Origin of the sequence: Amphritea atlantica (assembly GCF_900111095.1) — a bacterium.
Taxonomy (GTDB): domain Bacteria; phylum Pseudomonadota; class Gammaproteobacteria; order Pseudomonadales; family Balneatricaceae; genus Amphritea; species Amphritea atlantica.
Genome location: NZ_FOGB01000016.1, coordinates 33,450 through 58,722 on the forward strand (window position 1 = coordinate 33,450; position 25,273 = coordinate 58,722).

The 25,273-nt window shown below is 52.7% G+C and carries 25 protein-coding genes; all 25 read right to left on the bottom strand.

Annotation, left to right across the window (positions count from 1 at the left end):
* The 25 genes from BMY09_RS18935 to BMY09_RS19055 all read right to left on the bottom strand — a co-directional run bounded on the left by BMY09_RS18935 (position 1) and on the right by BMY09_RS19055 (position 25,267).
* Positions 1 to 750: a flagellar motor protein gene (locus tag BMY09_RS18935; protein ID WP_091361389.1), complete on the bottom strand. Its 750-nt coding sequence runs from the start codon at positions 748 to 750 to the stop codon at positions 1 to 3.
* Positions 750 to 1,880 carry a protein-glutamate methylesterase/protein-glutamine glutaminase gene (locus tag BMY09_RS18940; protein WP_091361391.1) on the bottom strand — a complete coding sequence of 377 codons (1,131 nt, stop codon included), beginning with the start codon at positions 1,878 to 1,880 and terminating at the stop codon, positions 750 to 752. Before BMY09_RS18940 ends, BMY09_RS18935 begins: the two co-directional genes overlap by 1 nt.
* A 39-nt stretch (positions 1,881 to 1,919) precedes the next feature.
* Positions 1,920 to 4,076 carry a chemotaxis protein CheA gene (locus BMY09_RS18945; protein ID WP_091361393.1) on the bottom strand — a complete coding sequence of 719 codons (2,157 nt, stop codon included), beginning with the start codon at positions 4,074 to 4,076 and terminating at the stop codon, positions 1,920 to 1,922.
* A gap of 12 nt (positions 4,077 to 4,088) precedes the next feature.
* Entirely contained in the window at positions 4,089 to 4,907 is an 819-nt protein-coding gene (locus BMY09_RS18950) for a protein phosphatase CheZ (RefSeq protein ID WP_091361395.1), read from the bottom strand.
* A gap of 9 nt (positions 4,908 to 4,916) precedes the next feature.
* Entirely contained in the window at positions 4,917 to 5,291 is a 375-nt protein-coding gene (cheY, locus tag BMY09_RS18955; protein ID WP_091361397.1) for a chemotaxis response regulator CheY, read from the bottom strand.
* 73 nt (positions 5,292 to 5,364) lie between these two features.
* Positions 5,365 to 6,075: an RNA polymerase sigma factor FliA gene (locus tag BMY09_RS18960; RefSeq protein ID WP_091361399.1), complete on the bottom strand. Its 711-nt coding sequence runs from the start codon at positions 6,073 to 6,075 to the stop codon at positions 5,365 to 5,367.
* 29 nt (positions 6,076 to 6,104) lie between these two features.
* Positions 6,105 to 6,920, bottom strand: coding sequence for a MinD/ParA family protein (locus tag BMY09_RS18965; RefSeq protein WP_091361401.1), 816 nt, complete (start codon positions 6,918 to 6,920; stop codon positions 6,105 to 6,107).
* A 26-nt stretch (positions 6,921 to 6,946) separates the two neighbouring features.
* Complete coding sequence (gene flhF / locus BMY09_RS18970) at positions 6,947 to 8,506, bottom strand: flagellar biosynthesis GTPase FlhF (RefSeq protein WP_091361402.1); 1,560 nt, start codon at positions 8,504 to 8,506, stop codon at positions 6,947 to 6,949.
* A gap of 23 nt (positions 8,507 to 8,529) precedes the next feature.
* Entirely contained in the window at positions 8,530 to 10,644 is a 2,115-nt protein-coding gene (gene flhA, locus BMY09_RS18975; RefSeq protein WP_091361404.1) for a flagellar biosynthesis protein FlhA, read from the bottom strand.
* A 188-nt stretch (positions 10,645 to 10,832) separates the two neighbouring features.
* Entirely contained in the window at positions 10,833 to 11,969 is a 1,137-nt protein-coding gene (flhB, locus tag BMY09_RS18980; RefSeq protein WP_091361406.1) for a flagellar biosynthesis protein FlhB, read from the bottom strand.
* A gap of 2 nt (positions 11,970 to 11,971) precedes the next feature.
* Positions 11,972 to 12,757, bottom strand: coding sequence for a flagellar biosynthetic protein FliR (gene fliR, locus BMY09_RS18985; RefSeq protein ID WP_091361409.1), 786 nt, complete (start codon positions 12,755 to 12,757; stop codon positions 11,972 to 11,974).
* Positions 12,758 to 12,760: 3 nt separating this feature from the next.
* Positions 12,761 to 13,030, bottom strand: coding sequence for a flagellar biosynthesis protein FliQ (gene fliQ, locus BMY09_RS18990; RefSeq protein ID WP_091361412.1), 270 nt, complete (start codon positions 13,028 to 13,030; stop codon positions 12,761 to 12,763).
* A 43-nt stretch (positions 13,031 to 13,073) separates the two neighbouring features.
* A complete protein-coding gene (gene fliP, locus BMY09_RS18995; protein ID WP_091361513.1) occupies positions 13,074 to 13,769 on the bottom strand; it encodes a flagellar type III secretion system pore protein FliP in 696 nt (231 codons plus the stop codon).
* Positions 13,770 to 13,813: 44 nt separating this feature from the next.
* Complete coding sequence (gene fliO / locus BMY09_RS19000; protein WP_139203222.1) at positions 13,814 to 14,266, bottom strand: flagellar biosynthetic protein FliO; 453 nt, start codon at positions 14,264 to 14,266, stop codon at positions 13,814 to 13,816.
* A 5-nt stretch (positions 14,267 to 14,271) separates the two neighbouring features.
* Entirely contained in the window at positions 14,272 to 14,679 is a 408-nt protein-coding gene (gene fliN, locus BMY09_RS19005; protein ID WP_091361417.1) for a flagellar motor switch protein FliN, read from the bottom strand.
* 24 nt (positions 14,680 to 14,703) lie between these two features.
* The gene (gene fliM, locus BMY09_RS19010; protein WP_091361419.1) at positions 14,704 to 15,678 is read right to left on the bottom strand and encodes a flagellar motor switch protein FliM; all 975 of its coding nucleotides are present in this window, start codon (positions 15,676 to 15,678) and stop codon (positions 14,704 to 14,706) included.
* 13 nt (positions 15,679 to 15,691) lie between these two features.
* Entirely contained in the window at positions 15,692 to 16,219 is a 528-nt protein-coding gene (locus BMY09_RS19015; protein ID WP_091361421.1) for a flagellar basal body-associated FliL family protein, read from the bottom strand.
* Positions 16,220 to 16,344: 125 nt separating this feature from the next.
* Positions 16,345 to 18,666 carry a flagellar hook-length control protein FliK gene (locus BMY09_RS19020; RefSeq protein WP_091361422.1) on the bottom strand — a complete coding sequence of 774 codons (2,322 nt, stop codon included), beginning with the start codon at positions 18,664 to 18,666 and terminating at the stop codon, positions 16,345 to 16,347.
* A 78-nt stretch (positions 18,667 to 18,744) separates the two neighbouring features.
* Positions 18,745 to 19,188: a flagellar export protein FliJ gene (gene fliJ / locus BMY09_RS19025; RefSeq protein WP_091361424.1), complete on the bottom strand. Its 444-nt coding sequence runs from the start codon at positions 19,186 to 19,188 to the stop codon at positions 18,745 to 18,747.
* Positions 19,185 to 20,582 carry a flagellar protein export ATPase FliI gene (fliI, locus tag BMY09_RS19030; RefSeq protein WP_091361425.1) on the bottom strand — a complete coding sequence of 466 codons (1,398 nt, stop codon included), beginning with the start codon at positions 20,580 to 20,582 and terminating at the stop codon, positions 19,185 to 19,187. The genes fliJ and fliI overlap by 4 nt, the downstream gene beginning before the upstream one ends.
* On the bottom strand, positions 20,575 to 21,345 hold the full coding sequence (locus BMY09_RS19035) for a FliH/SctL family protein (RefSeq protein ID WP_091361427.1): 771 nt from the start codon (positions 21,343 to 21,345) through the stop codon (positions 20,575 to 20,577). Before BMY09_RS19035 ends, fliI begins: the two co-directional genes overlap by 8 nt.
* Positions 21,345 to 22,361: a flagellar motor switch protein FliG gene (gene fliG / locus BMY09_RS19040; RefSeq protein ID WP_091361428.1), complete on the bottom strand. Its 1,017-nt coding sequence runs from the start codon at positions 22,359 to 22,361 to the stop codon at positions 21,345 to 21,347. Before fliG ends, BMY09_RS19035 begins: the two co-directional genes overlap by 1 nt.
* Positions 22,354 to 24,054: a flagellar basal-body MS-ring/collar protein FliF gene (gene fliF, locus BMY09_RS19045; RefSeq protein ID WP_091361430.1), complete on the bottom strand. Its 1,701-nt coding sequence runs from the start codon at positions 24,052 to 24,054 to the stop codon at positions 22,354 to 22,356. The genes fliG and fliF overlap by 8 nt, the downstream gene beginning before the upstream one ends.
* A 53-nt stretch (positions 24,055 to 24,107) precedes the next feature.
* Positions 24,108 to 24,461, bottom strand: coding sequence for a flagellar hook-basal body complex protein FliE (gene fliE, locus BMY09_RS19050; RefSeq protein WP_091361431.1), 354 nt, complete (start codon positions 24,459 to 24,461; stop codon positions 24,108 to 24,110).
* A gap of 179 nt (positions 24,462 to 24,640) precedes the next feature.
* Positions 24,641 to 25,267 carry a 3'-5' exonuclease gene (locus BMY09_RS19055; protein ID WP_091361433.1) on the bottom strand — a complete coding sequence of 209 codons (627 nt, stop codon included), beginning with the start codon at positions 25,265 to 25,267 and terminating at the stop codon, positions 24,641 to 24,643.
* Between the last annotated feature and the right edge of the window lie 6 nt (positions 25,268 to 25,273).

Sequence of the window (25,273 nt, forward strand, 5' to 3'; positions counted from 1 at the left end):
CTACGCCCCCTGTTCCAGATATCCCTGCAACCGAAGCTGGATAATCCGGGGGTTCTGGCCTTCAGCGATTGACAGCAACCCCTCCAGCATCATCTCCTGAAAATAAAACCGCCTCAGTACCATCGAGCGAATCTTATTTGCCAGCGGCAGGAACAGCAGGTTGGCGATTGCCACGCCATAGATGGTCGCTACAAACGCCGTAGCGATGCCCGCCCCCAGGTTTGCCGGATCCGCCAGGTTTGACATCACATGAATCAGCCCTAGTACGGCGCCGATAATCCCCATTGTGGGCGCGTAGCCCCCCATACTCTCAAGCACCTTTGCCGCCTGAAGATCCCGGTTTTCACGGCTAACCAGTTCTGTTTCCAGAGTAGAACGGATGACATCCGGGGTGCGTCCATCAACCAGCATCTGTAAGCCGTTACGTACAAAGCTGTCTTGCTGCTTGCTTATCTCATCCTCGAGTGCCAGCAGACCTTTGCGACGGGCAATGACACACCAGCTTACAATACGGTTTATACCCTCACGATAATTCTGATCATGATGGCCAAACACCAACCCCGACAGGGTGATCGCGCGCGACAGCTCGGTTGGCGAGGACTGAACAAAGACAGCCGCAAACGTGCCCCCCACAACAATCAGCAGAGCGGGAATATTGAGCAGCTCATCGAAGGCGCCTCCGGCGAGATAATTCCCCCCAACGATTGCTATGATTGCCAGTAGTATCCCACTAATACTTACCAGATTCATCAATGTCCCCAATGCTTAAACAGCTGCCGGATACTTTCAAGATTCAATACTGCATCTGCCAGTTCCGCCTCAATCACGGCTTTTGGCATACCAAAGATAGTACAACTGTCTTTGTCCTGCGCCCAGACAGTTGCCCCTGCTTTTTTCAATAACCGGGCACCATCACAGCCATCCGCGCCCATTCCGGTGAGCACCAGAGCCACCGCTCTGCGACCATAACCTTTTGCTACCGATGCAAACGTCAGATCGACACTCGGTTTGTAGGTCATCCGCTCGTCACTTTCGCGAATAATAAGCTTGCCTGAATTGGACGGGTCAAGAATCATCTGCTGCCCACCCGGCGCAAGATAGACATGCCCGGCAAATAACTTGTCACCATTCTCAGCTTCCTTCACACTGACCGCGCACAGATCATCAAGTCGTTTAGCAAAAACTGAGGTGAATGCCTTAGGCATATGCTGAGTGATCAGTATCGGCACCGGAAAATCAGCAGGAATCTGAGTCAGGATAAATTGTAGCGCAGCGGGTCCGCCTGTCGATGAGCCAATAGTCACAATTCCACAGTCCGGGATTCTGACATTCACATCTGATCTGCCCGACCGCCCCCCTGCAGTATCAGTTGCAGGTGCAGCGGGTTTTGGTCGCGCAGCGGCAGAAGCCGGTGAGCGCAGGGCAGAACCCGATTGCGCAACCGCTTCAGAGCGGCTGTTCAGGCCTGGACGGGGTTTACGCCCACCCAGCGCCAGAATTTTTTCTGCCAGCACCTTTTCCACATCATCGCCACCGCTGCCCGCGAGCCATTGCCGGGCATCTTTTTCCATATAGTCAGCAGCCCCTAACGCTAAGGCTTCAAGGGTGACCGCAGCACTGCGGCGGGTTAATGAAGACAGCATGACCACCTGACAGGGAGATTCAGCCATAATCTGTTTCAGCGCAGTGATACCGTCCATCTCCGGCATCTCCACATCCATCGTCACCACATCGGGGTGCAGTCGTTTTACCTTAGCGACCGCTTCTGTACCATTTTTGGCGGTATCAACAACCTCAATATCAGGGTGATGGGTCAGTATCTGCTTAATCCGATTGCGAAAAAAAACCGAATCATCAACGACTAAAACTCGAACTGCCATACAGTTATCCAGTATAGGCCTGCTGTACAAACATTATGCTCAATTAGCATATGCCTTCAACAGACTAGGAATATCGACAATCAGAGCAATCCGACCATCCCCCGTAATAGTCGCTCCGGACAGTCCCGGCGTACCGTGCAAAATAGAACCCAGCGGTTTAATAACAACCTCCTCCTGTCCAACCAGTTGATCGACGACAAATGCAACCTGCATCGTACCAACATTGGTGATCACCACATGACCATTCTGTGGCAGAGGATCTTTCTCAAAGCCTTTCATCAGCCAGCGTTTCAGATGAAACAGCGGCATCGCTTTATCACGAACAATAATAACCTGCTGACCATCAACCATATTAATCTGCGTCAGATCGAGATTGAAAATCTCATTTACATTCACCAGCGGCAGCGCGAATGCCTGACCTTCCAGAAGCACCATCAGAGTCGGCATAATCGCCAGTGTCAGCGGTACCTGGATTTCGATTCGGGACCCCATACCCAGGGTTGAATCAACATCGAGCTTACCATTGAGCTGGGAAATTTTGGTTTTTACCACATCCATTCCCACGCCACGACCCGAGACATCAGAGATCTGTTCTTTGGTGGAGAACCCGGCAGCAAAAATCAGGTTATAACACTCATGATCACTCAGACGGGCGGCGGCCTCCTGATCAAGCATCCCTCTTTTAACAGCGAGGGCCCTGAGTTTATCCGGGTCCATACCGGCGCCGTCATCTTCAATAATCAGAAGGATGTGATCGCCTTCCTGTTCGGCAGAGAGCAGCACGTGCCCCTCCCGGGGTTTGTCATTTCGCTCACGAACCTCGGGCTCTTCTATACCATGATCAATCGCATTTCTGACCAGGTGAATCAGCGGATCAGCCAGCGCCTCAACGAGGTTCTTATCCAGATCGGTATCTTCCCCCCGCAGCTCAAGATTAACCTCTTTATGCAACTGACGGGAGAGATCCCGGACAAGACGCGGGAAACGGCCAAAAACCTTCTTAACCGGCTGCATGCGGGTTTTCATCACTGACATCTGCAGGTCGGCTGTCACCATATCGAGCGAACCCAGAGCTTTTGCCATATCCCCATCATCCAGTTCTGCTCCCAGACGAACCAGACGGTTACGCACCAGCACCAGCTCACCCACCATATTCATGATCTGATCCAGCAGACGGGTATCAACCCGGACATTACTTTCGGCAACGGGCTTATTTGCCTGAGGCTTAGCCGCCCCGGAAAGGTCGGGCTGGGGAGTCTCGGGGGGGTGAATAGCCGCGGGAGGCTGGGGAACCCCGGGGGGTGGAGTCGCCGCAAACGCGCCTTCACCTTTGGACTGCAGATCATCCAGAAGATTCTCAAACTCATCATCAGTGATCAGGTCAGCGGCAGGCGCGGCAGTGGGTGCCGAGTTTGTTGTCTCAGTAATGGCAGGGGAGCCCCCCCCCAGCAACTGATCAAACTCTTCATCGGCGCTGTTATCTGCAGAACCTGGCGAACTGAGGCCCGGTGCACCATTGGGGCCATGCAGCGAATCCAGCAAACTATCAAACTCATCCTCTGTAATCAGATCAGACACTGGTGCTGCTGGAGCGACACCCGGAGCACCGTGGGGGCCATGCAGCTGATCCAGCAGGTCGTCGAACTCATCCTCAGTAATCAGATCAGAGTCACCCGCTGTTTTCGCTCCAGCGGTCTCATCGAGGCCGGAAATCAGTGATTCAAATTCAGCGCTGACCTCTGCATCAGTGTGGAGCGGAGCATCTGCCTTCGGAACCACAGGAGGAGGTGTCGGCGCTGCGGTGGTCTGACCCGCCGCCATCGCATTCAAACCTGCCAACAGTTGCGGATCCGCTGGCTGAGGAAACTCTCCCTGCTGAACACACTGAAACATTGAGTTAATTGAATCCAATGCCTGCAGCACCAGGTCCATCAATTCTGAAGAAACTTTAAGCGCATCATTACGCAACTGATCAAACAGATTTTCAGCGCTATGACAGCAATCAACCATCGGGTCGAGCTGAAGAAAGCCAGCACCACCCTTAACTGTATGAAAGCCCCGGAAGATTGCATTCAACAGCTCCCGGTCTTCGGGGTGCTGTTCAAGGTCAACCAGCTGTTCGGACAGCAGTTCCAGAATTTCCCCGGCCTCAACTAAAAAATCTTCCAGTATTTCCTGATCAACATTCAAAGACATCTGTTATACCCTTCAAAAGCCGAGGCTGGACAGGAGATCATCAACATCATCCTGACTGGATGCGACCTCCCCTTGATTGCGGCCCTTCATTTGCGGCCCTTCCGCTGTAACCTCTGACGCACCCTTCGTCTGCTCAGTTTCAGTCTCCGAAGGGTCATGCTGTGCGGCCGGGAGCGCGCCAAGGTTATTCACCCGCGCAGCCACTTCCATCAATCCAACCAGTTTATCTTCGATATCGGCAACCAATTGGATAACACGTTTGATCAGTTGCCCGGTAATATCCTGATATTCCTGCGCCAGCAAAATACCTGTCAGGCGCTCTTTCAGCGAGGCCAGTGATGCAGAGTGATCATCAGCATAGCGGCAGGCTTTGTCATACAGTGCCTCTAGCGCTGGATGATCATCTTTTAACGCCGCCAGTTCTTCGATCAGCTCCTGACGACGCAGGAACCCTTTTTCGATAAGACTGACCTGCTGCAACGCTTCATCAACCTCATCAATAGTCTTATGTGCGTTACTCTCGGTCAGCTCAATAACATAGGATAAGCGGTCACTGGCATCCGTGATAGAGGCGATATGTTGTTTAGAATCCTGCAACAGCTCAGTGGAGCTAACATCTTCAGTAAAACCGACAATCGCATTATGAACCGCCCGGGTAAGCGTGCCCACCTCATGGTATAAAGCCTGATGGCGCATCTCATTCAGCTGCTGAACCAGTTCCATCGCCTGAGGCAGTTCCCCCCGACTCAGCAGCTCAACCAACTGTTCGGCGCGGGCCTGCAATTCGGCTTCAAAACAGTGCTGATCCCGGTATATATCAAAGTCAGACATAAACGCCTCCTAGCCCTGAAGGCGTTCAAATATCTTATCGATTTTCTCTTTCAGAACGGCTGCTGTGAAAGGTTTGATAATGTAACCGTTCACCCCCGCTTGCGCCGCAGCAATAATCTGCTCCCGCTTAGCTTCAGCAGTCACCATCAGAATGGGGATATGGCGCAGTTCAGGGTCGGCACGAACCGTTTTCAAAAGATCGATACCCGACATCTTTGGCATATTCCAGTCAGTCACCAGAAAATCAATACCGCCCGCTTTAAGCACAGGCAGCGCTGTCGCACCATCATCAGCCTCAACAATATTGCTAAACCCCAGATCCCGCAGCAGATTCTTAATAATCCGGCGCATTGTTGAGAAATCATCTACTACCAGAATTTTCATGTCTTTATTCAAGACAATCCCTCCTAACACTCACTTTAACGGCGACAATGGCTTCAGCTATTCTCTGCTGCATTCACCGCCACTCTTTTAAACGACTACGCAACCGTAATGCCGCCTGACTATGTATCTGACTCACCCGAGACTCACTGACACCAAGCACTTTACCAATCTCTTTGAGATTCAGCTCTTCATCGTAATACAGTGACAACACAAGCTTTTCACGTTCGGGAAGCCCCTGTATCTCACGGGCGATCGCCTTTATAAAATCTTTTTGCTCGTACTCTTCCGAGGGATCTGGTTCATTGCTGGCGATCCCCTCTCCCGGCCCTTCATCCTGAGGGCCGGTAAGCTTATCAAAGCTGAACAGGCGACTCTCAGCCGAGTCTTTCAATAATGCATGATATTCGGTCACACTGATATTAAGTTCCGCAGCAACCTCCCCATCTTGGGCATCTCTGCCGGTACGCGCCTCAATCGCCTGTATCGCTTCGGATACCCGACGGCCATTACGGTGCACCGAGCGGGGCGTCCAGTCCCCCCGCCGAACCTCATCAATAATCGAACCACGAATGCGGATACCCGCATAGGTTTCGAAACTGGCGCCCTTGCTGGCATCATACTTTTTTGCTGCCTCAAGCAAGCCCACCATTCCAGCCTGAATCAGATCCTCCAGCACGACATTACTTGGCAACCGCGCCAACAGGTGATGAGCGATACGCTTAACCAGCGTACTGTGCTGCTCAATAATCTCCTGACTCGACTGAAACTGACGCTGGTTATACATAGAGACTCTTCACTTCTCTGCTAATTCATTCATGCACCGGTAACCAGGCGCTCAACAAAAAACTCAAGATGTCCCCGGGGGCTGGAGGACACCGGCCAGCTATCAACTTTAGTCGCCAGCTGCTTATACGCCAGGGCAGCCTTACTCTGCGGAAACGCTTTTAAAACAGCACGTTGCTGCTTCACCCCTTTTCGAACTGCTTCATCATAAGGGATTGACCCCAGGTATTGAAGGGTTACATCAAGAAAGCGGTCGGTCACTGTCAGCAACTTGTTATACATATTGCGCCCCTCCTGCTCAGACCTGACCATATTTGCCAGTACCCGAAAGCGGGTCATTTTGTAATCCCGGTTCAATAACTTCATTAAAGCATAAGCATCCGTAATTGAGGTGGGCTCATCGCATACCACCACCACAACATCCTGAGCCGCTTTAACAAAACTGACCACCGCCTCAGAGATGCCTGCAGCAGTATCGATAACCAGAACATCAAGGTCATCAGCAATCTCACTGAATGCATGAATCAGCTCTGAGTGTTCGTGGACACTGAGCGAGGTCATCGCCTGCGTACCTGAAGCCGCCGGGACTATACGCACATTGGTATCCACTTCGATCAGCAGATCTTTCAGACCACACTCACCGGACAGCACATCAGTGATATTGCGCTTCGCCTTTACGCCCAGCAAGACATCAACATTCGCCAGCCCCAGATCCGCATCCATCAACACCACCCGATGCCCCATCTCCCCCAGAGCCAGACTCATATTGACCGAGACATTGGTTTTGCCTACGCCACCCTTGCCTCCGGTAACAGCGATCACTTTAACCGGCCGAGTGCTACCCATTGTGGCTTCCTGTATCTGCTAACAACTCAGCTCTCCCAATGTTCATCTTTGGCCAGCCGCTCCTGCTGGTGTTGGTGGAATACCCGACGACTACGGGTCGCCTTTTGCGCAGTGATCACCGCACGACTGACAAGATCCTTCTTATGGGCCACATCAATATCATCCGGCACCCTCTGTCCATCTGTTACATAACTGACTGACAACCCATTCTCCATCACCAGATCGAGCGCTTCCCCCAGATTGCCAGATTCATCCAGCTTACTCAGGACACAGCCACTCAGTCCCAGCGGTGCATAAGTCTCATAAGCACTTTCAATAACATGCCGCTGACTAGAACAGGAGAGCACCAACAGCTTTTTTAACCGCACAGAAACATCTTCCAGCATATTCAGCTGCGCCTGAGTGTGCGGCTCATGGGCATTCATACCTGCAGTGTCGATCAGCACCAGGCGTTTACTGCGAAGTGACAGCAGCACCTCGTCCAGACTATTATTCTCATCAACCACCCGCACCGGTACATCCAATATACGACCAAATGTCAGCAACTGCTCATGGGCCGCAATCCGGTATGAATCGGTGGTCACCAGAGCAACACTGGAGCTGCCATGTTTCAGCACATAACGCGCGGCCAGTTTGCCAATTGTCGTGGTTTTACCCACCCCGGTCGGGCCGACAAAAGCGATCATCCCGCCTCGTTCAACAAAATCTTCATCCATTACCGGGATATTATTGCTAAAACGGGTCAGCGCTGAGCGCCAGGCATCATCCAGTTCATCATCGTCGGCCACCGTAGCTGATAACTGGCGGCAAATCTGCGGCCCCAAACCGATCCGTTCCAGACGGCGCTCTACCTTGATCACCGCCGAGTCGGCATACTCATGCCGGGGGCGCTGTGCGCGCGGGGCAGCAGGTTCAGACAGATCAGACTCCGGCGGCACAGAGAAGGCCTGTAAATCATCCTCCTGCGGTTCGCGCTCACGGGGTTGGCTGAGGATACTTTTTAACGACTCGATCTCCTGTCGCAGAGAATCGATGGTCTCACGGGTCTCCCCCTCCCGCTGTGACGAATCCGCTGGTGATTGAAACGTCCGCTCCTGACGAGTAGGGTCCAGCCGGGGTTGAGCCATTTTTTCCGGAATACTGTGTGTTACCGGGGATCTATGTGTTTCCGGGGCACTGTTGACCCTGGGGGGCGGTTGAACCCGCCCACGCTGACGACGCTTGAGAGTATCCAGAATCTCACTCAACTCGTCATCATCACCATCCAGCTGACGATTTTTCTGTCGTGGTTCCGGCGCACCTTCCTGAGCGGTAGCGATCCGCGCCTGCACCTTGCGTAGCTCTTCTGCCAGATTGCTCTGCACACGCTGCTGCATCTGCGGGTTTTCACTGCGGGAGTTTTCCACCGCCCGTTTGCGCTTAAACGCTTGCTGTGCGGCTTCATACTCATGTTCGTGGGCGGCAACAACTTCAACGCCGCCTGCCACACGGTGATTCGAGACAATAACAGCATCAGGGCCGATCTCGTCCCTGACTCTCTGCATAGCCTGCCTCATATCCGGAGCAAAAAAGCGTTTAACTTTCATAACCGTCTCTATTCATTACCTGATCAGGCACCGGACTGGTTCTGACCGCCCACCGTTGCAATAATCGTAACCCGTTTATTTTCAGGAATCTCCTGATAGGAAAGCACACTGATCTGATGCTCACCATAACGCACAAATTTCGCCAGCAATGGCCTGATAGGCGCCGCCACCAGCAGTATTGACGCCCTGCCTGCAATCTCCTGCTGCTGGGCCACTTCAGCCAGTGAGCTCTGCAACCGCTCCGCCATCATCGGCTCAATCACCAGCCCATCGCCACCCTCGCCCCGCTGTACCGACCCCAGCAGCAACTGTTCCAGCTGCGGATCCAGCGTAATCACCGGCAGTTCAGCTTCATTACCAACAATATTCTGTACGATCATCCGTGACAACGAAATTCGTACAGCGGCAGTCAAACCCTGCGGGTCCTGTGTTCGGGCAACCGCCTCGGCCAGCGCCTCGGTTATGGTTCTGAAATCTTTGACCGGAACCTGCTCCATCAGCAAGTTTTGCAATACTTTCAACAGTGTACTCACAGAAAGCTTGCCAGGTACCAACTCTTCTACCAGTTTTGGGGACGTTTTTGCCAGAAGATCCAGCAACTTCTGTACCTCATCATGCCCCATCAATTCATGAGAGTGCGCCTGAAGAATCTGATTCAGGTGGGTTGCCACCACGGTGCCGGCATCCACCACGGTATATCCCAGAGTTTGCGCCTGCTCTTTCTGACTCGACTCAATCCATACCGCATCCAGGCCGAATGCGGGATCTTTTACATCGATCCCCTTCAGTGTACCAAACACCTGACCCGGATTGATCGCCAGCTCCCGGTCAGGGTAGACCTCTGACTCTCCCACCGAAACCCCCATCAGAGTGATTCTGTATGCGCCAGGCATCAGATCCAGGTTATCCCGGATATGGACCGAAGGCACCAGAAATCCGAGATCCTGCGAGAGCTTCTTGCGTACCCCTTTAATGCGGCTGAGAAGCTGACCGCCCTGCAGCTTATCCACCATCGGGATCAGACGATAACCCACCTCCAGACCGATCATATCCACCGGCATAACATCATCCCAATCCAGATCTTTAATATCCTGATCCGGCTCCGGTTGTTTCTCCTGTGTGGCACTCTCTTGCGCTATACTCGCCTCAGCGGCCAGGTTTCGCTGCTGAATAAAATACGCTCCCACACCCGCAGCAATCGCCAGAGACAGAAATGCCACATGCGGCATCCCCGGAATAGCCCCCATAATAAACAGGATTGCTGCCGCGACGGCCAGCGCTTTGGGCGAGCCAAACAGCTGACCAATAACCTGCTTACCCATATCCTGAGCGGAGTTAACCCGGGTCACCATAATTGCCGCCGCTGTCGACAGCAACAGCGATGGGATCTGCGCTACCAGACCATCACCTATCGTCAGCAACGAGTAGTAGCGGGCCGCCAGTTCGAATGACAACCCATGTTGCAGCATACCGATCCCAAGTCCACCGAGAATATTGATCACCAGAATCAGAATACCGGCAACGGCATCACCGCGAACAAACTTACTGGCACCATCCATCGAACCATAAAAGTCAGCTTCCTGCGTGACTTCCTGACGACGTTTTTTGGCATCCTCCTGACTGATCAGCCCGGCGTTCAGATCGGCATCGATCGCCATCTGTTTACCCGGCATCGCATCCAGCGTGAAGCGGGCACTCACTTCGGATATCCGCCCTGCCCCTTTCGTCACCACAACAAAGTTGATGATCACCAGAATCAGAAACACCACCAGACCAACAACATAGTTGCCGCCGATCACCACCTCACCAAAAGCTTCAATAACCTTACCCGCAGCATCCCCGCCTTCGTGACCGTAGAGCAGAACCACCCGGGTCGAGGCAACATTGAGCGCCAGACGCATCAGTGTGGTGATAAGCAGAATCGTGGGGAAAACAGCAAAATCCAGAGGCCGCATCGAATAGACACAGACCAGCAACACAACGATAGAGAGGGCAATATTAAAGGTAAAAAGCGTATCCAGCAGAAAAGGCGGCATCGGCAGGGTAACCATGCCAAGCACCAGCAACAGCAGAAATGGGATACCCAGGTTACCCTTTCCCACTCCACGAACATTATTGTAGATCGCTGCTCTGTCCACTTACGCCCCAAATGAGATCTCGCCGCCCGACAAAGCGTCAAAAAAACATCACATTAAAAATAATTATTTTCAGATTGAAAAATAACATTAAACAGAGGCTAAAAACACCAATTTTTTGACGCTTTACTCACCATAGAGTAAGAAGTGCAAGAATCCCGCCAGATTAAGAAGTCCTCTCTCGCACCCTCTCACTCATCGCGGCGAAGCTCCTCCGGTATATCCAGATCTTTGGAAACATCCTTAGGTGCAGGACCCTGCTGTTTTTTGTAGCGCTGTAACTGGAACACATAGGCCAGCACTTCTGCGACAGCCTTAAACAGGCCTGAGGGAATCTCTTCATCAATCTCAGTGGAGTGGTAGATCGCTCGCGCCAGCGGTGGCGCAGAGAGTATGGGGATATCGTGTTTTTCGGCGATTTCGCGAATTTTCAGCGCAACAAAATCGCCTCCCTTGGCTACCAGGTAGGGGGCCCCACCGCCTGACTGATCATATTTCAGCGCCACGGCATAGTGGGTCGGGTTGGTTATAACCACATCCGCTTCAGGTACCGCCGACATCATTTTCCGCTGCGAGATCTCCCGCTGCAACTGTCTGATCCGCCCTTTGACTTCAGGCTTACCCTCCGTGTTTTTCATCTCATCCTTGACCTCTTGCAGGGTCATTTTGAGCTTCTCAGTGTAATCATATATCTGAAATGGCACATCGATCAGCGAGATAATGATCATCGTTGAACTCATCACCAGAAACGCCCAAATGACCAGTTCAGTGGCATGGGACATCGCCGGAAACACATCCTGAGTTCCCAGGGAAAACAGCGCTTGCCGGGAGGAGTACAACACCAGAAAGGAGAGCGAACCGACCACCAGAAATTTTGCCAGTGCCTTAAACAGTTCAAGCAACGCTTTCAGCGAGAACATCCGCTTAATGCCCGCCAGAGGATCGATGCGGCTAAGCTTGGGAGCCATCGCCTTCATACTCAGGTTCCACCCACCCAGAGCGATAGGCCCGACAACGGCTGCAACGAGCAGAACCAGAAAGAACCCAATAAGTGCCTGCAGCGCTTCGGACAATGAGTAACCAAGATGGATAAACATCAAAGCGGGATCCATCACCGCTTCCCGATCGAGGGCGAAGTTAAACTTCATCATCCCGGCCATTTTATCGGCCACCAGTCCGCCAAACATCATCGCGGCAGCCGCAGCAGTGAGCAAAAGAATAGTGGTCGCCAGCTCTTTCGAGCGGGCAATATCACCTTTCTCTTTGGCATCCCGCAGCCGTTTTGATGTGGGCTGTTCGGTTTTTTCCTGACCGCTGTCCTCAGCCATCGCTACAGCACCCCCACACCGATAACCTGATCAAGATAGTTAAATGCAACAGAGACAAATCGCTGATATTGCCCCAAAAACCCTTCCAGACTGACCCAGGTGATCACCAGCCCAACCATCATCGTAAATGGAAAGCCAATGGCGAATATATTCAGCTGCGGAGCCGCTTTCGCCATGACCCCAAACGCAAAGTTGATCACCAGCAGCGCAGTCACCGCCGGCAAAGCCATCAACAGCGCACTCGCCAGCATCCAGCTGCCCGATTTCACCAGCGCCATATACCCGGATACGGGCATCGCCCCTTGCGATACCGGCAAAACAAAAAAGCTGCGCGCCAGCGCCTCAAACAGCACCAGATGACCATTAAAAGCCAGAAACAGCAACATCACCATCATCAGATACAACTGTGATAATACCACCACTGACACACCATTAGCCGGATCACTGACCGACGCAAAACCAAGACCCATCTGCGAGGAGATCAACTGCCCACCCAGGGCAAACACCTGAAATAATATCTGAATAACAAAGGCCATGGCGGTACCGATGATGATCTGCTCTGCAATCAGAATATAGGTTTGCAAAGTCATCCCGCTTAACAGCGGCATCTCAGGCAGGGTAGGCAGCAACACCACCGTCATCGCCAGCGCCAGACCAAGACGGATGCGCGCCGGAACCAGCTGAGTACCGATCATCGGCACCACCATAAAAAACGATGCAATACGAAAAAAGGGGAGCAAAAACTGAGCGACCCACTGTTCCAGCTGAAGCGAGGTTAGCTGCAGCACACCCTACCCCAGAAACAGCGGAATATTGGCAAAGATGTTATTGAAGTGGTCCATCAGTTGCCCAAGTATCCAGGGACCGGCCCACATAATCGTCAACAGGGTAACCAGCAGACGCGGTAAGAAGCTCAGCGTTTGCTCGTTAATCTGGGTGGCCGCCTGAAAGGTAGACACGAGCAACCCTACCATTAGTGAAGGCACGACAATAACAGCCACCAGCAAAACCACCAGATACAGCGCTTCACCAAACAGGTCCAGAACCATTTCCGGCGTCATAACAACTCCTCCAGACTCATCAAGTCAGCCTTAAGATTATCTGTCATACGACAAAACTGCCAGCCAGTGTACCAATCACCATAGCCCAGCCATCCACCAGCACAAACAACATGATCTTAAACGGCAGCGAAATAATGACCGGCGACAACATCATCATACCCATAGCCATCAACACGCTGGCGACTACCAGATCGATCACCAGAAATGGGATAAACAACATAAAACCGATCTGAAATGCGGTCTTCAGCTCGCTGGTCACAAATGAGGGTACCAGCACGGTAAAAGGGATATCTTCCGGCTTATCAACGGCAGGGGTTCTGGAGATCTCCATAAAAAGATTGAGATCGGTTTCCCGGGTCTGCGCCAGCATAAAGCCACGAAAAGGAACACTGGCGGCCTGCAACGCTTGAATTGAGGTAATCTCTTCATTCAGATAGGGCTGCACCGCCTGCTCATTCACCTTATCCAGCACAGGAGACATAATAAACAGAGTCAGAAACAGCGACAGCCCCACCAGTATTTGGTTGGACGGAGTCTGCTGTAATCCCAGCGCCTGCCGCAAAATGGCAAAAACGATAATAATCCTGGCGAATGAGGTCATCATCATCAGGATCGCTGGCAGGAAAGTCAGCAGCGTCATCAACCCCAGAATCTGGAGCGTCACACTGTAATCTGCACTACCGTCGGGATTAGGAGTCATGGTAACGGCGGGAATGCCGGAATCTGCCGCCAGGACCATCCCTGGCAGCAGCAGAAGGGGCAGCAATAGCACTAAGCCTCGTTTCACTCCGCCCCCTTACGACTCATTGCCTGCTGCAGGCGGGAGGCAAAATCAACCATTGCCGCACCCGGTTCAATCAGCGGCTGATCGTAACTCTTCAGCAGGCTCACCTGACCCGGCGTAACTCCCAGCAGTAACTGCTGCTCTCCAGCCTGAACCAGAACCAGTCGTTCGCGGGTTGATAATGGCAGTGTAGCCACCACACGCAGAGCCCGGTTTTGACCCGGAAGCCCCGAATACCGCTTCACCAGCCACCCCAGCAGCAGGATCAGAGCCACCACAAGAATCAGCCCCGCCAGCAACTGCATCACAGAGCCTGCATTAATCGGATCTGCGACTACCGGTCGGGACGGCATCACTGCAGCTCCGGTCGACACTGCAGCAGACGCCAGACCACTGAAACCCGTCGTCAGCAATATGACAGAGGCACGGTAATAATAAGAGGGAACGCGCAATCGGGTTACCTCAGTTTATCTATGCGTTCCTGCGGACTGATAACATCAGTCAGCCGGATACCGTAGCGATCATTCACCACCACTACTTCACCATGAGCCACCAGGGTACCGTTGACCAGGACATCGAGAGGCTCGCCCGCCACCCGGTCCAGTTCTACCACCGAGCCCTGATTAAGCTGCAACAGATTGCGGATCGAAATATCAGACCGGCCTACCTCCATCGATAACTTAACCGGAATATCGAGAATCACATCCAGACTGGGGTTACTCAGCGCAGCCCCTTCATCTTTCAGCTCATCAAGATCGATTGACTGCCCCTGGGAAGCCTCCGCCTGAGCCTGTTCAGCCATCGCAGCGCCCCAGTCATCCAGACCTTCATCCTGATCCTGGTTTTCAATATCATCATTACTCATGGGTAATATGCTCTGTTTAACGGTTTAATCATTTTTAATCCGGCTGACAATCTTGACCGCCAGATTCCCACGGGATGTCCCCAGTTTACAATTAAAAACCGGCACTCTGGCAGCCTTCAACTGAAGCGTATCAGAAATATCAATCGGGATAATATCCCCGGCCTCCAGTTGCATCACATCCCTCAGCTTCATCTTCCGCTCGGCAACTATCAGGTCCATATTTATCGGCGCTCCCAGCATGTCATGCTTGAGCGCAGTCAGCCACTGCTCATCCAGCTCCTCCTCAACCGGCTTGTAACCTGAGACAAGAATATCCCGGATCGGCTCAAGCATTGAGTAGGGCATGGTCACGTGGAACTCCCCGGTCCCCCCTTCCATATCAACCTGAAAGCTGCTGACAACGACCACTTCTGACGGATTAATGACATTCGCCATCGCCGGATTCACTTCATGGCCAAGCACTTCAAACTTGAGCCGCATAACCGGTTCCCAGGAGCCCTCCAGATCGATAAAAAACTGACTAATCACTTTATTGATCAGACGGATCTCTGTGGGTGTGAATTCACGACCTTCGATTTTGGCATGCCGGCCATCACCGCCAAAAAAACCATCTACCAGCCTGAACACCAGTTTAGCGTCCATCACCAGCAGCGCAGTCCCCCGCAAAGGAGTAACACGCAGTAGATTGATACTGGTGGGCACATACAGGGTATGAATATAATCGGAATACTTCATAATCTGTACGCCACCAACGGAGACATCCGCGTTATTGCGTAACAGATTAAACAGGGAGATCCGGGTATGACGGGCAAAGCGCTCGTTAATCATCTCAAGCGTTGGCATCCGGCCACGAACAATCCGTTCATGGCTGGCCAGATCATAGGCCTTTACAGCGCCATCTTCCTCGACAACGCCCTCTTCAGTCTCAATATCGCCATCATCCACGCCATGCAGCAGCGCGTCGATTTCATCCTGAGAGAGCAGGTCTTTGACTGTCATATATGCGTTTCCATCACTGCATTATAAATCCGGTAAACAGTATTTTTTCGACCCCGGGCTTGCCGATTTTCTCCTGCATAACCCCCTGAATTCCAGCCAGGGCCGCTTGCTGAAGCATCACTTTACCCTCAGGAGTTCGCAGTTTGTCAAAAGACTGCTGAGAAAATAGCTGATTAAGTACAGATACGATCTTCGGCATATGTTTGGTCAGCGCCGTGGCGACCTCATCATCGCGACTCTTCGCTTCAACATAGAGTTGCATATAGTGAGTGCGCCCATCGGCACTGGGAACAACAACGGTAAAGTAAGGGCTTCCCTCAAGCGTTCGAATCTTGGTATAGATCGCCTGCGCTGGTTTTGCAGGCTTAGCCTCCTCTGCAACAGGCTCAGTATCAGAGCCGCTCATCAAAAACATCGTGGCTCCGCCACCGATCAGAGCTGCCAGAATCACTCCGGCAACAATAATGAGAATCAGCTTAAGCTTCCCAGGCTTCTTCGTTACGCCTTCTTCATCAACCGCTTCAGTCGTTTCTTCAGCCATTACCTGCCCCACTATCAACCAGCCGGAATACCGGCCGGTGCATTAAATCACAACCCAGAGCGTAATATAACATACTGATTCAGCGGCGGAAGCAGACGCCCGCACATTCCTGCCAAGATTACCAGTCAGGCGTAATAATCGACCAGAGAAAGACTCTCACTGACAACCGATTCAACCCGGCCATCATCGACAAAATCATTCTGATAACCCGTGAAAGATGAGCCTGAACCGGAGCCAGAATCATCCCGCTGACCGCCATTGCTATGATCTTCCACTGAAGATTCTGACAGATTTAATCCCTGATCGGCGAACATCTCTCTCAGCCTTGGCATATTTTGTTCCAGAGCCTCCCGAACACTACCGTGGGGCGTATTAAACACCACAGTAACCTGTTCATTTTTAACATGCAGCCGCACATGCAACGACCCAAGCTCCGGCGGATCAAGCTGAATATCCGCAAACTGACCATTTTTTGACGCCATAACCATCACCCGATCATTCACCGCCTGGCTCCATGCAGCTTCACCGGGGCGCACTCCATGAGGCATCACCAGCTGAACGGATTCCTGAGAAGGACGAACACCTCTGGATGCTGCTGCCAGAGAGTCGGCAAAACTGGTAAGCTGACTCTCCTGACGCCCCTCCACACGGCTGGCAGACTCAATACCGCCTGACGATCTATCGGCATCAGCTGCGATCGCTTTTAATTGTTCCCTGACACTATCTGCACTCAACTGCCCACCAGACAGAGAGGCCGCAGTCGCCTGCATTTGAGACTGAGCCTGAGAAGGAGATGAATCATGACGCGCAGCGGTCTGATTGCTTTGATCCTGACTCTGAGCCAGATTCTGCGACTGCAAAACCAAACCTTCCGCTGTACGACTCCCCCCCTTATCGGTTTGATTTCGCGTAACGGCTTCACGGTTCCGGTCTACGCTACTGACTGGCGCCTGAGCGATTGCAGCAGACTCCACTGCAGGCTGACCGGCCATTGCTACCGCCCCCTGCGGACTCTTCTGTTCTGTGCTACCTGTTAATAGTGAACCGGCAGAGTCACCTGCCTGCTTATCTGCTGGTGACATTCCAACTGCCTCACGCTCTGGCAAGACCTGCGATGAAATGGAGGCCGGTGTTATTGGTCGAGCCTGCCTATCTTCTGGTGGCGTTCCAACTGCCTCACGCTCTGGCAAGACCTGCGATGAAATGGAGGCCAGTGTCGCTGGTCGAGCCGGCGTATCTACCGGCTCAGACGCCATACCCTGCTCAGTTGACTGCCTGGCAACCGGAGTATTAGCTGTTTGCTCAACAATCGGAGCCACCGATGCAGGAGCGGTAACCGACTGCTCGATAGCTGGCGCTATCCCCGCAGCAGGACGCTGTTCGGTCTGTATGTCAGCCGCCACTGCCTGACCGGCCACAACAGTCTCTCCGGACCTTACAACTTCGGGCGTCACTGTTAATAACGTCGCATCATTTCTGCCAGCCTCACCAGATTGTTTGTCGCCCGTTTCTGCAGCAGCTCCCGCTGCCCGGCCGGCTATAACTTCACTAATGACGGTCGCTACAGGACTATCCTGGTAAGCACTCTGATACTGATTGGCTGACACATAGTCAGCCCGCGACATGACAGGGGACACCGGGTCAGACGCAGAACTATCAGCTTTAGCAACCGGATTCTGCGCTGTCATGTCGACCTGAAGTTGCTGATTTGGCAACGAGCCCTGACCATTGGTAACTGGCGCTACCTGAACACTTTCAGCCACCGAATTCTCTTCAGCCAAAGGCCGTGTCTGCGAGATGCCTGATACACCACCAGCCGCCTGAGCAGGAATTGCATCCATCTGCTGAGACATCCCAGGTTGCTCGACTACACCTCGCTCAGTACGACTATCCGCTGTAGCCAGCTGCTTCAATGCAGAGTCCACCGCCACAGCCAGATCCGCACGCCGATACTGATCAATCTGCTGCAGCGCATACTCACCTGCTTGCGGAACTACCTGAAGAGCGTCGCTGCTGTCTGCCGACTCAGAACGCTTCTGTGAAACTTGCTTAAAGCGCTGATCTAACTGCTGCTCTAACTGTTTTTCCAGCTGCTGGCGCTGCTCCCGCTGCCCAACTGCCCCAGTAGTTTCTACAGCCGCCTCAGTGACGGTACTACTATCATCCTGCCCCAAACTCGCGACCACATCAGCTGTAGCGGCGCTCCCTGCAGGCAACAACTGGCCACTCTCCGGCAACTTTTGTCCGCCGCTACCTTGTTGACCACCCAATTGCCCATCACCACCTGGGATCCGTTGCGCCTGTCGCAACGATTCTCCAAAGGACGGTAAATTGCTTGTCGCTGCGCCATCACCCGGCGCAATACCGGTTAATACGCCACTGCCTGGTACTGAACCGACATTCAATAGTGATCCGACCCCATTAGGAGCGGAAAGTGTTTGATCCATACTGCGTTCTCCGGCAGAGTTCTATCCACTGAGTTATTAGCATAATCAGTGCCAGATACTCCGGGAGAAGCAGAAACATCAGATAAAAGGCGGGCGGATTAACTGCGAACGTTCATCCAGTTCTTTTTGAAGTTGCTTTTCAGCTTGTAGAGATTCTTCGCGCCTGAGCTTATCAACCAGCATCTCAACCGCTTTAAAATGCTGATAAGCACTCTGCCAATACTCCTTTACCTTCTCTAGCTGAGCACGATCCGTCTGCAGGGCTTTTTCCTGCTGCTGTACAGCACCACTTAACTTTTGCATGAAGGCCTGATGAGTCTCAATCTGCCCGGGTGAAATACCCGAAGCCCCCACCTGATAGAAACTATTGGCATAGTCAGCGTGATAGCTTCGAAGCTGCTCCAGCGTCGCCTCCCCCTGTTGAACTCGGGACTGGGACTGACTTAACCACTGATCCGCCTGTTTACGCTTACGCTCGGCAAGATCGAGCACTACCTGCAACCGCTTTGACCGTTTTTTCACTGCGTCTGATTACCCATAGCAATATTCTGCCGCCCCTGCTGATCAGTGGTATTCGTATTGCCGGGATTAGGCGTCAACACCATCGCCAGGTCGGTAAGACTCTTTTGAAACGCATAGGCTTCATCCAGCCCCTGCTGCAGAAAAGCATTCATCAGCGGCATCCGCTCAACTGCAAAATCAGTCTCGGCATCGCTGCCCCTGACATAAGCACCGATAGAGATCAGATCGCTGTTTTGCTGAAATTTAGAGTAGAGCTGCTTAAACCCCATGGCTGCTTTAAGGTGGTCTGAACTGACGATCTGCGGCATCGCACGACTGATTGATTGTTCAATATCAATAGCGGGATAGTGCCCCCGTTCCGCCAGTGTCCGGGACAACACTATATGACCATCCAGAATAGCCCGGGCGGAGTCAGCGATGGGATCCTGCTGATCATCCCCCTCGGTCAGTACGGTATAGAATGCGGTGATTGAGCCACCACCCTTATCACCATTACCCGCGCGTTCCACCAGCTTAGGCAGTTTGGCAAACACCGAAGGCGGATACCCTTTGGTTGCCGGAGGCTCGCCGACAGCCAGGGCGATCTCCCGCTGCGCCTGAGCATAACGGGTCAGCGAATCCATCAGCAGAAGAACATTTTTCCCATGTTCCCGGTAATATTCTGCCAACCGGGTGGCCAACTGAGCAGCCCTGAGACGCATCAGCGGCGACTCGTCCGCAGGAGACGCCACCACGACAGCACGACGCATCCCCTCCTCACCAAGGCTGTGATCGATAAACTCCTTTACCTCCCGACCACGCTCCCCGATCAGCCCCACAACGACAATATCCGCCTCAGTAAAACGGGTCATCATCCCCAGCAGCACACTTTTACCCACACCACTGCCCGCAAACAGCCCCAGCCGCTGCCCCCGGCCAACACTCAACAACGAGTTAATTGCGCGAATACCCACATCCAGCGTCTGTCTGATAGGCTGTCGACTAAGAGGATTAATATTGCGCCCCTGAAGCGGCACTGTGGTCTTACACCCCAACGGACCGAGACTATCCAGCGGTTTGCCAACCCCATTTATGACCCGACCAAGCAGTTCAAAGCCGACCTCAACATCGCCCCCGCCCTGCATTGGACTGACCCGCGCTCCCGGCGCCAACCCCTCCAGCAGATCAACAGGCATCAGATAGATCCGGTCACCGGAAAAACCGACAACCTCTGCCTCTACCGGTTCTCCATGCGGAGGATAGATAAGGCAGTACTCCCCCATAGAAGCCTTGATTCCCACCGCTTCAAGAGTTAAACCGATCAAACGTGTTATCTGCCCGTGAGCCACAGGCGCAGGTATCTGATAGTCCAGTCCCCGCAAGCGGGACAGACGTTTCAGCAGTTGATCATTCATGAGATTCCGGTGACTGAACGGAAGGGTCGGCCGCTTCATCCAACTGACTCAGCGCGCTACGTAAACGGGATGCTGCAGCACCAAAGCGTCGCTCAACTGTATTATCGAGCAAGCCATAACCATTGACGACTTTGCAGCCTCCCCGGGTGACCGAGGGTTCTTCTACCAGCGTCCAGTTTTCATTCAGCGCGAGCAAAGGCTCCAGCACCGGCACATCACCCGGGTTAAGAATGATTTTGATCTCAGCTCCGGTCTGGGGTAACTGCGCGATCGCATCCTCAACCGCCTTAATCACCGCTTCACCGTCCTGCTCTATCTGCGCCCCGATCACCGCTTCGCTTAACTCAGTAATCAGCTCGACCACCAGTTGCTCCATCTGAGCATTCACCTGCTGTAACGGCTTATCCAACTGCTGCTGCAATGCTCTTAGCAGTTGTAGCTGAGTGTCGATCTCAGCCTGCGATGCTGCCAGCCCTTCCTGGTGACCTGCTGCACGCCCCTCTTCAAGCCCCTGCTGTACGCCCTCTTCACGCCCCTGTTGCAGGCCTTCCTGATAAGCATCCTCACGAATCTTTTCAAGCTCAGAGAGCTTCAGGCGGCCATCGACCACCTCTTCAACCGCTTCCTCTTCAACCGGCTCAGGTTTGCGTTGCAGCCCCACCACGTGATGGCTCTGCACCACCGGCAGCGTCCACAATGCCGCCGCCCGGGCATCCTCTGCACGAATTCTGATAACCGATTTATCGATCGCCTTCATTCGCATTACATCATCTCTTCGCCGCCACTACCCAGCACGATTTCACCCTCATCAGCCAGTCGGCGAGCAACATTAAGAATCTCTTTCTGAGCATCTTCCACTTCACTGACACGCACCGGACCTTTTGCTTCAAGATCATCTCGCAGCAGCTCGGCAGCACGTTTCGACATATTTTTGAAAATTTTGTCCTGCAACCCGGTTTCCGCACCTTTCAGTGCAACCACCAGAGTATCGGTGTTGATCTCGCGCAGGATCACCTGAATACCGCGATCCTCAACATCGATCAGATTATCGAAGACAAACATCATCTCAGAGATCTGATCACCCAGCGCTTCATCCACTTCACGGATTTTCTCCATCAGTTCCTGCTCAATATTACTATCGAAGTAGTTCATAATATTGGCAGTGGTTTTCAGACCACCCAGACTGGCACTCTGACTGCTGGCGCCGGAGAACTGCGATTCGAGTATGTCATTCAGCTCCTGCAATGCCGATGGCTGAATCTGATCAAGCGAGGTAATCCTCATCATAATTTCCAGACGCACATTCTCATCAAACCGCTGCAATACATGCGCTGCCTGGTCGGGGTCCAGATAGGCGATAACCACCGCCTGAATCTGCGGATGTTCATAACGGATAATCTCGGCAACCTGCCGCGAGTCCATCCACTTCAGACTTTCAAGACCTGAAGTATTGGTGGTCATCAGAATACGATCAACCAGCGTCTGAGCCCGATCACTCCCCAGCGCCTGGCTCAGCATCTCTTTGATATAGTGGTCATTATTAATACCGATACTGGTCTGATCGCTGATCGCTTCCATAAAGTCAGCCATCACCGCTTCGACCGTGGACTGAGGGATATTATCCAGATTACTCATGGTGAGCCCCAGCTGCTGCACCTCTTTCTGCCCCAGATAGCGCAGCACCTCTGCCGCATCAGCCTCCCCCAGCGAAATAAGCAACACCGCCGCTTTCTGAACGTTCGTCAGCTCAACACCGGATTCAGTTACCTGATCATTCATTCTCAATCACCCACTGACGTATTGCCTGTGCCACTTTGGCTGGATCTTCTGCAATCATACTGCGTATTGCATTCATCTGATATTCATAGGTTTCATTCGGAGTCGGTGCTAGCGCGTTATCAATACCACTGAACGTCACCTGATCAGCCGATATGCCACTCATATCCAGAGATTCAAGCTCTGACGCCATATCAGCTTCAGTCTTAACCGCTGCTCCCTCCGCTGCCGCTTTATGGGCCGCACTGACCGCCAGATTTTTCATTATCGGGCGCAACACACCAAACACCAACAGCAGGACAAACAGACCACCCAGTATCTGCTTAGCAAGATCGAGCACCCACTCCTGCTTCCAGATAGGGATCTCCTCTTCCTGATACACCTCAGGCACGGCGAAAGGCGAGTTGATTACGCTCACACTGTCCCCCCGGACAGCGGAATAACCAACGGCATCCTTAACCAGTATAGTCAATCGATCCAGTTCATTCTGATCCCAGGCACTTCGGGTTGTCTCACCGCCATCAGGACTGGTCGTAGGAATATCATCAACCACCACCGCCACGGACAGCCGGTTAATCTGACCCATCTGGTGCTTGGTGTAGCTGATGGACCGATCAAGCTCATAGTTGCGGGTCGCCTGTGAGCGGGCATTTTTCGGTCCACTCGGCCGCGCAACAACGCCTTCATTCTGAATAGGCAGACCGTTAGCCCCTACCTCCGGCACTGAACTCGCTCCGGGAGGCTGATTTGACAATGCCCCGGGTACGCCACCTGCAGCGGCCTGTCCGGTTGTGCTTTCATCCAGCACCTGCTCACTGCGCAGCGCAGGAAGATCCGGGTTATAGATCTCATCGGTCTGCTCAACGGCGGTAAAGTCAATATCAGCAGAGACCTCGGCCCGGTAACGCCCCAACCCCACTACCGGCTGTAAAATACTGTTCACCCGATTAACCAGGGTTTCCTCTATTCTACGGGTATATTCCAGCTGTTTAGCCGCCAGAACCACATCGGTATCCATATCCCGGGTATTCAGCAGGCGCCCTTTCTGATCAACAACGGTTACATCTTCACTGGAAAGCTCTGGAATACTGGAGGCAACCAGATTGGTAATCGCTTCCACCTGGATTGGCTCCAGCCGCTTACCAGCGACCAGGTCGAGAAACACCGATGCCGTAGGCTTACGCTGATCGCGCACAAACACTGACTGCTTCGGCAGCGCCAAATGTACCCGGGCGCTTCGCACCGCCAGCATACTGGTCACCGTACGAGCCAGCTCACCCTCGAGTCCACGCCGGTAACGGGCATTTTCCATAAACTGACTGGTGCCCAACCCCTGCTCTTTATCCAGCAGCTCAAAGCCCACCGTGTTATCGTTGGTAAACCCTTCAGCAGCGAGGCGTAATCGCGCTTTGTGCAGATACTCATCCGCTACCAGAATGTTGTGTCCGGTTGAATCAAACTTATAGGGAATACCATTCAACTGCAGCTGTTCAACGATCTGATTGGCATCTGCATAGGAGACATTATTGTAGAGCACCCGATAATCCGGCTCCTGAGACCAGAGCACAACTGCAAAGCCGATCGCAATAGTGGCCGCAAGCCCCACCATCAGACCTAACTGACGCACCAGTCCCAAGCGGTTAAAGCCAAAGGCTACCGACCCACCTGTTCCTGCCTGCACTGTTGCGCTCTCCATCTAACCCGACACCCTGATGCTACTGCTGCATATTGTTGTGTTTATCAAACTAATCAGATCGGCATTTTCATAACGTCTTCATAGGCGCTGACCATCTTATTACGCACCTGAGTCAGTGCCTGAAAAGAGACCGATGCTTTTTCCATACTGATCATCACCTGATGCAGGTCGACACCCGCAACACCCTGTTCATAAGCGGTCGCCAGTTTTTTGGCGTGTGCCTGAGAGTTGTTTACCCCGTCTATCGCTCCCTTGAACAGATCAGCAAAACTCTCTCCGCTCTGCTCTCCGGCAACAGGACGAATGGAATTTGGCTGCGGAATATTAGACGAAACACCCTGCTGAACCTGCATCTTCACTTCTCGCATCTGCTGCAAAACGGCGTTGATGTCTGCACGCTCAACCATAGACCCCTCCAGAATGGCAATATATTGACATTATAAGATTGAATAGCTACTTAGCAAGCAACAAAACAACCTATTCGCCAAAAATATGACACAAATCTGTGTCAATTTTTAATCTCATCTGAGTATAAAGCAAAAAACGAGCCATAGGCCCGTTTGTTTTTTGACGTATTCCTGTTTTTTTATCCTGCCGCTGGCGGCTCACCATATTTTAACCGCACATACATCAACGCCACAGTAATCGCATCCCCCAGCGCCGTATGCCGCTCCAGCATCGGAATATCGAGACGCTTGGAAATGGTATCAAAGCGCAGATCGATATCGCCGCCAACATAGCGCCACTTGATAATATCGTGGTAGACATGGGATAACTCAATCGCTTTTCCCGGCAGTCCAAAGCCATAACGGGGACGCAGGTATTTCTCCAGCATACGCACATCATAGTTAACGTAATACCCCAGAATCGGACGATTGCCGACAAACTCCAGCAGCCGCTCCAGTGCTTCATCCATATAGACACCGTCGGCCAGATCGGCAGCACGGATTTTATGAATCTTAATGGAGTCTCCGGTAAGACTCTTTGGCGGTTTAAGTTTTATATCCAGCCGGTCGCTGGTGATCACTTTCCGGCCCTTGATCTTTACCGCGCCAATCGACAGTATCTCACCCTCTTTCACATTCAGACTGGTGGTTTCACAATCCAGTGAAACCACCTCATCCCCGTCATAGGGCTGAAACAGGTGCGCATATGGACCATTTTTATGATCCATCCGGTCTTTCATTTTTCTTATAGTTCTGGGAATAATCATATTCCG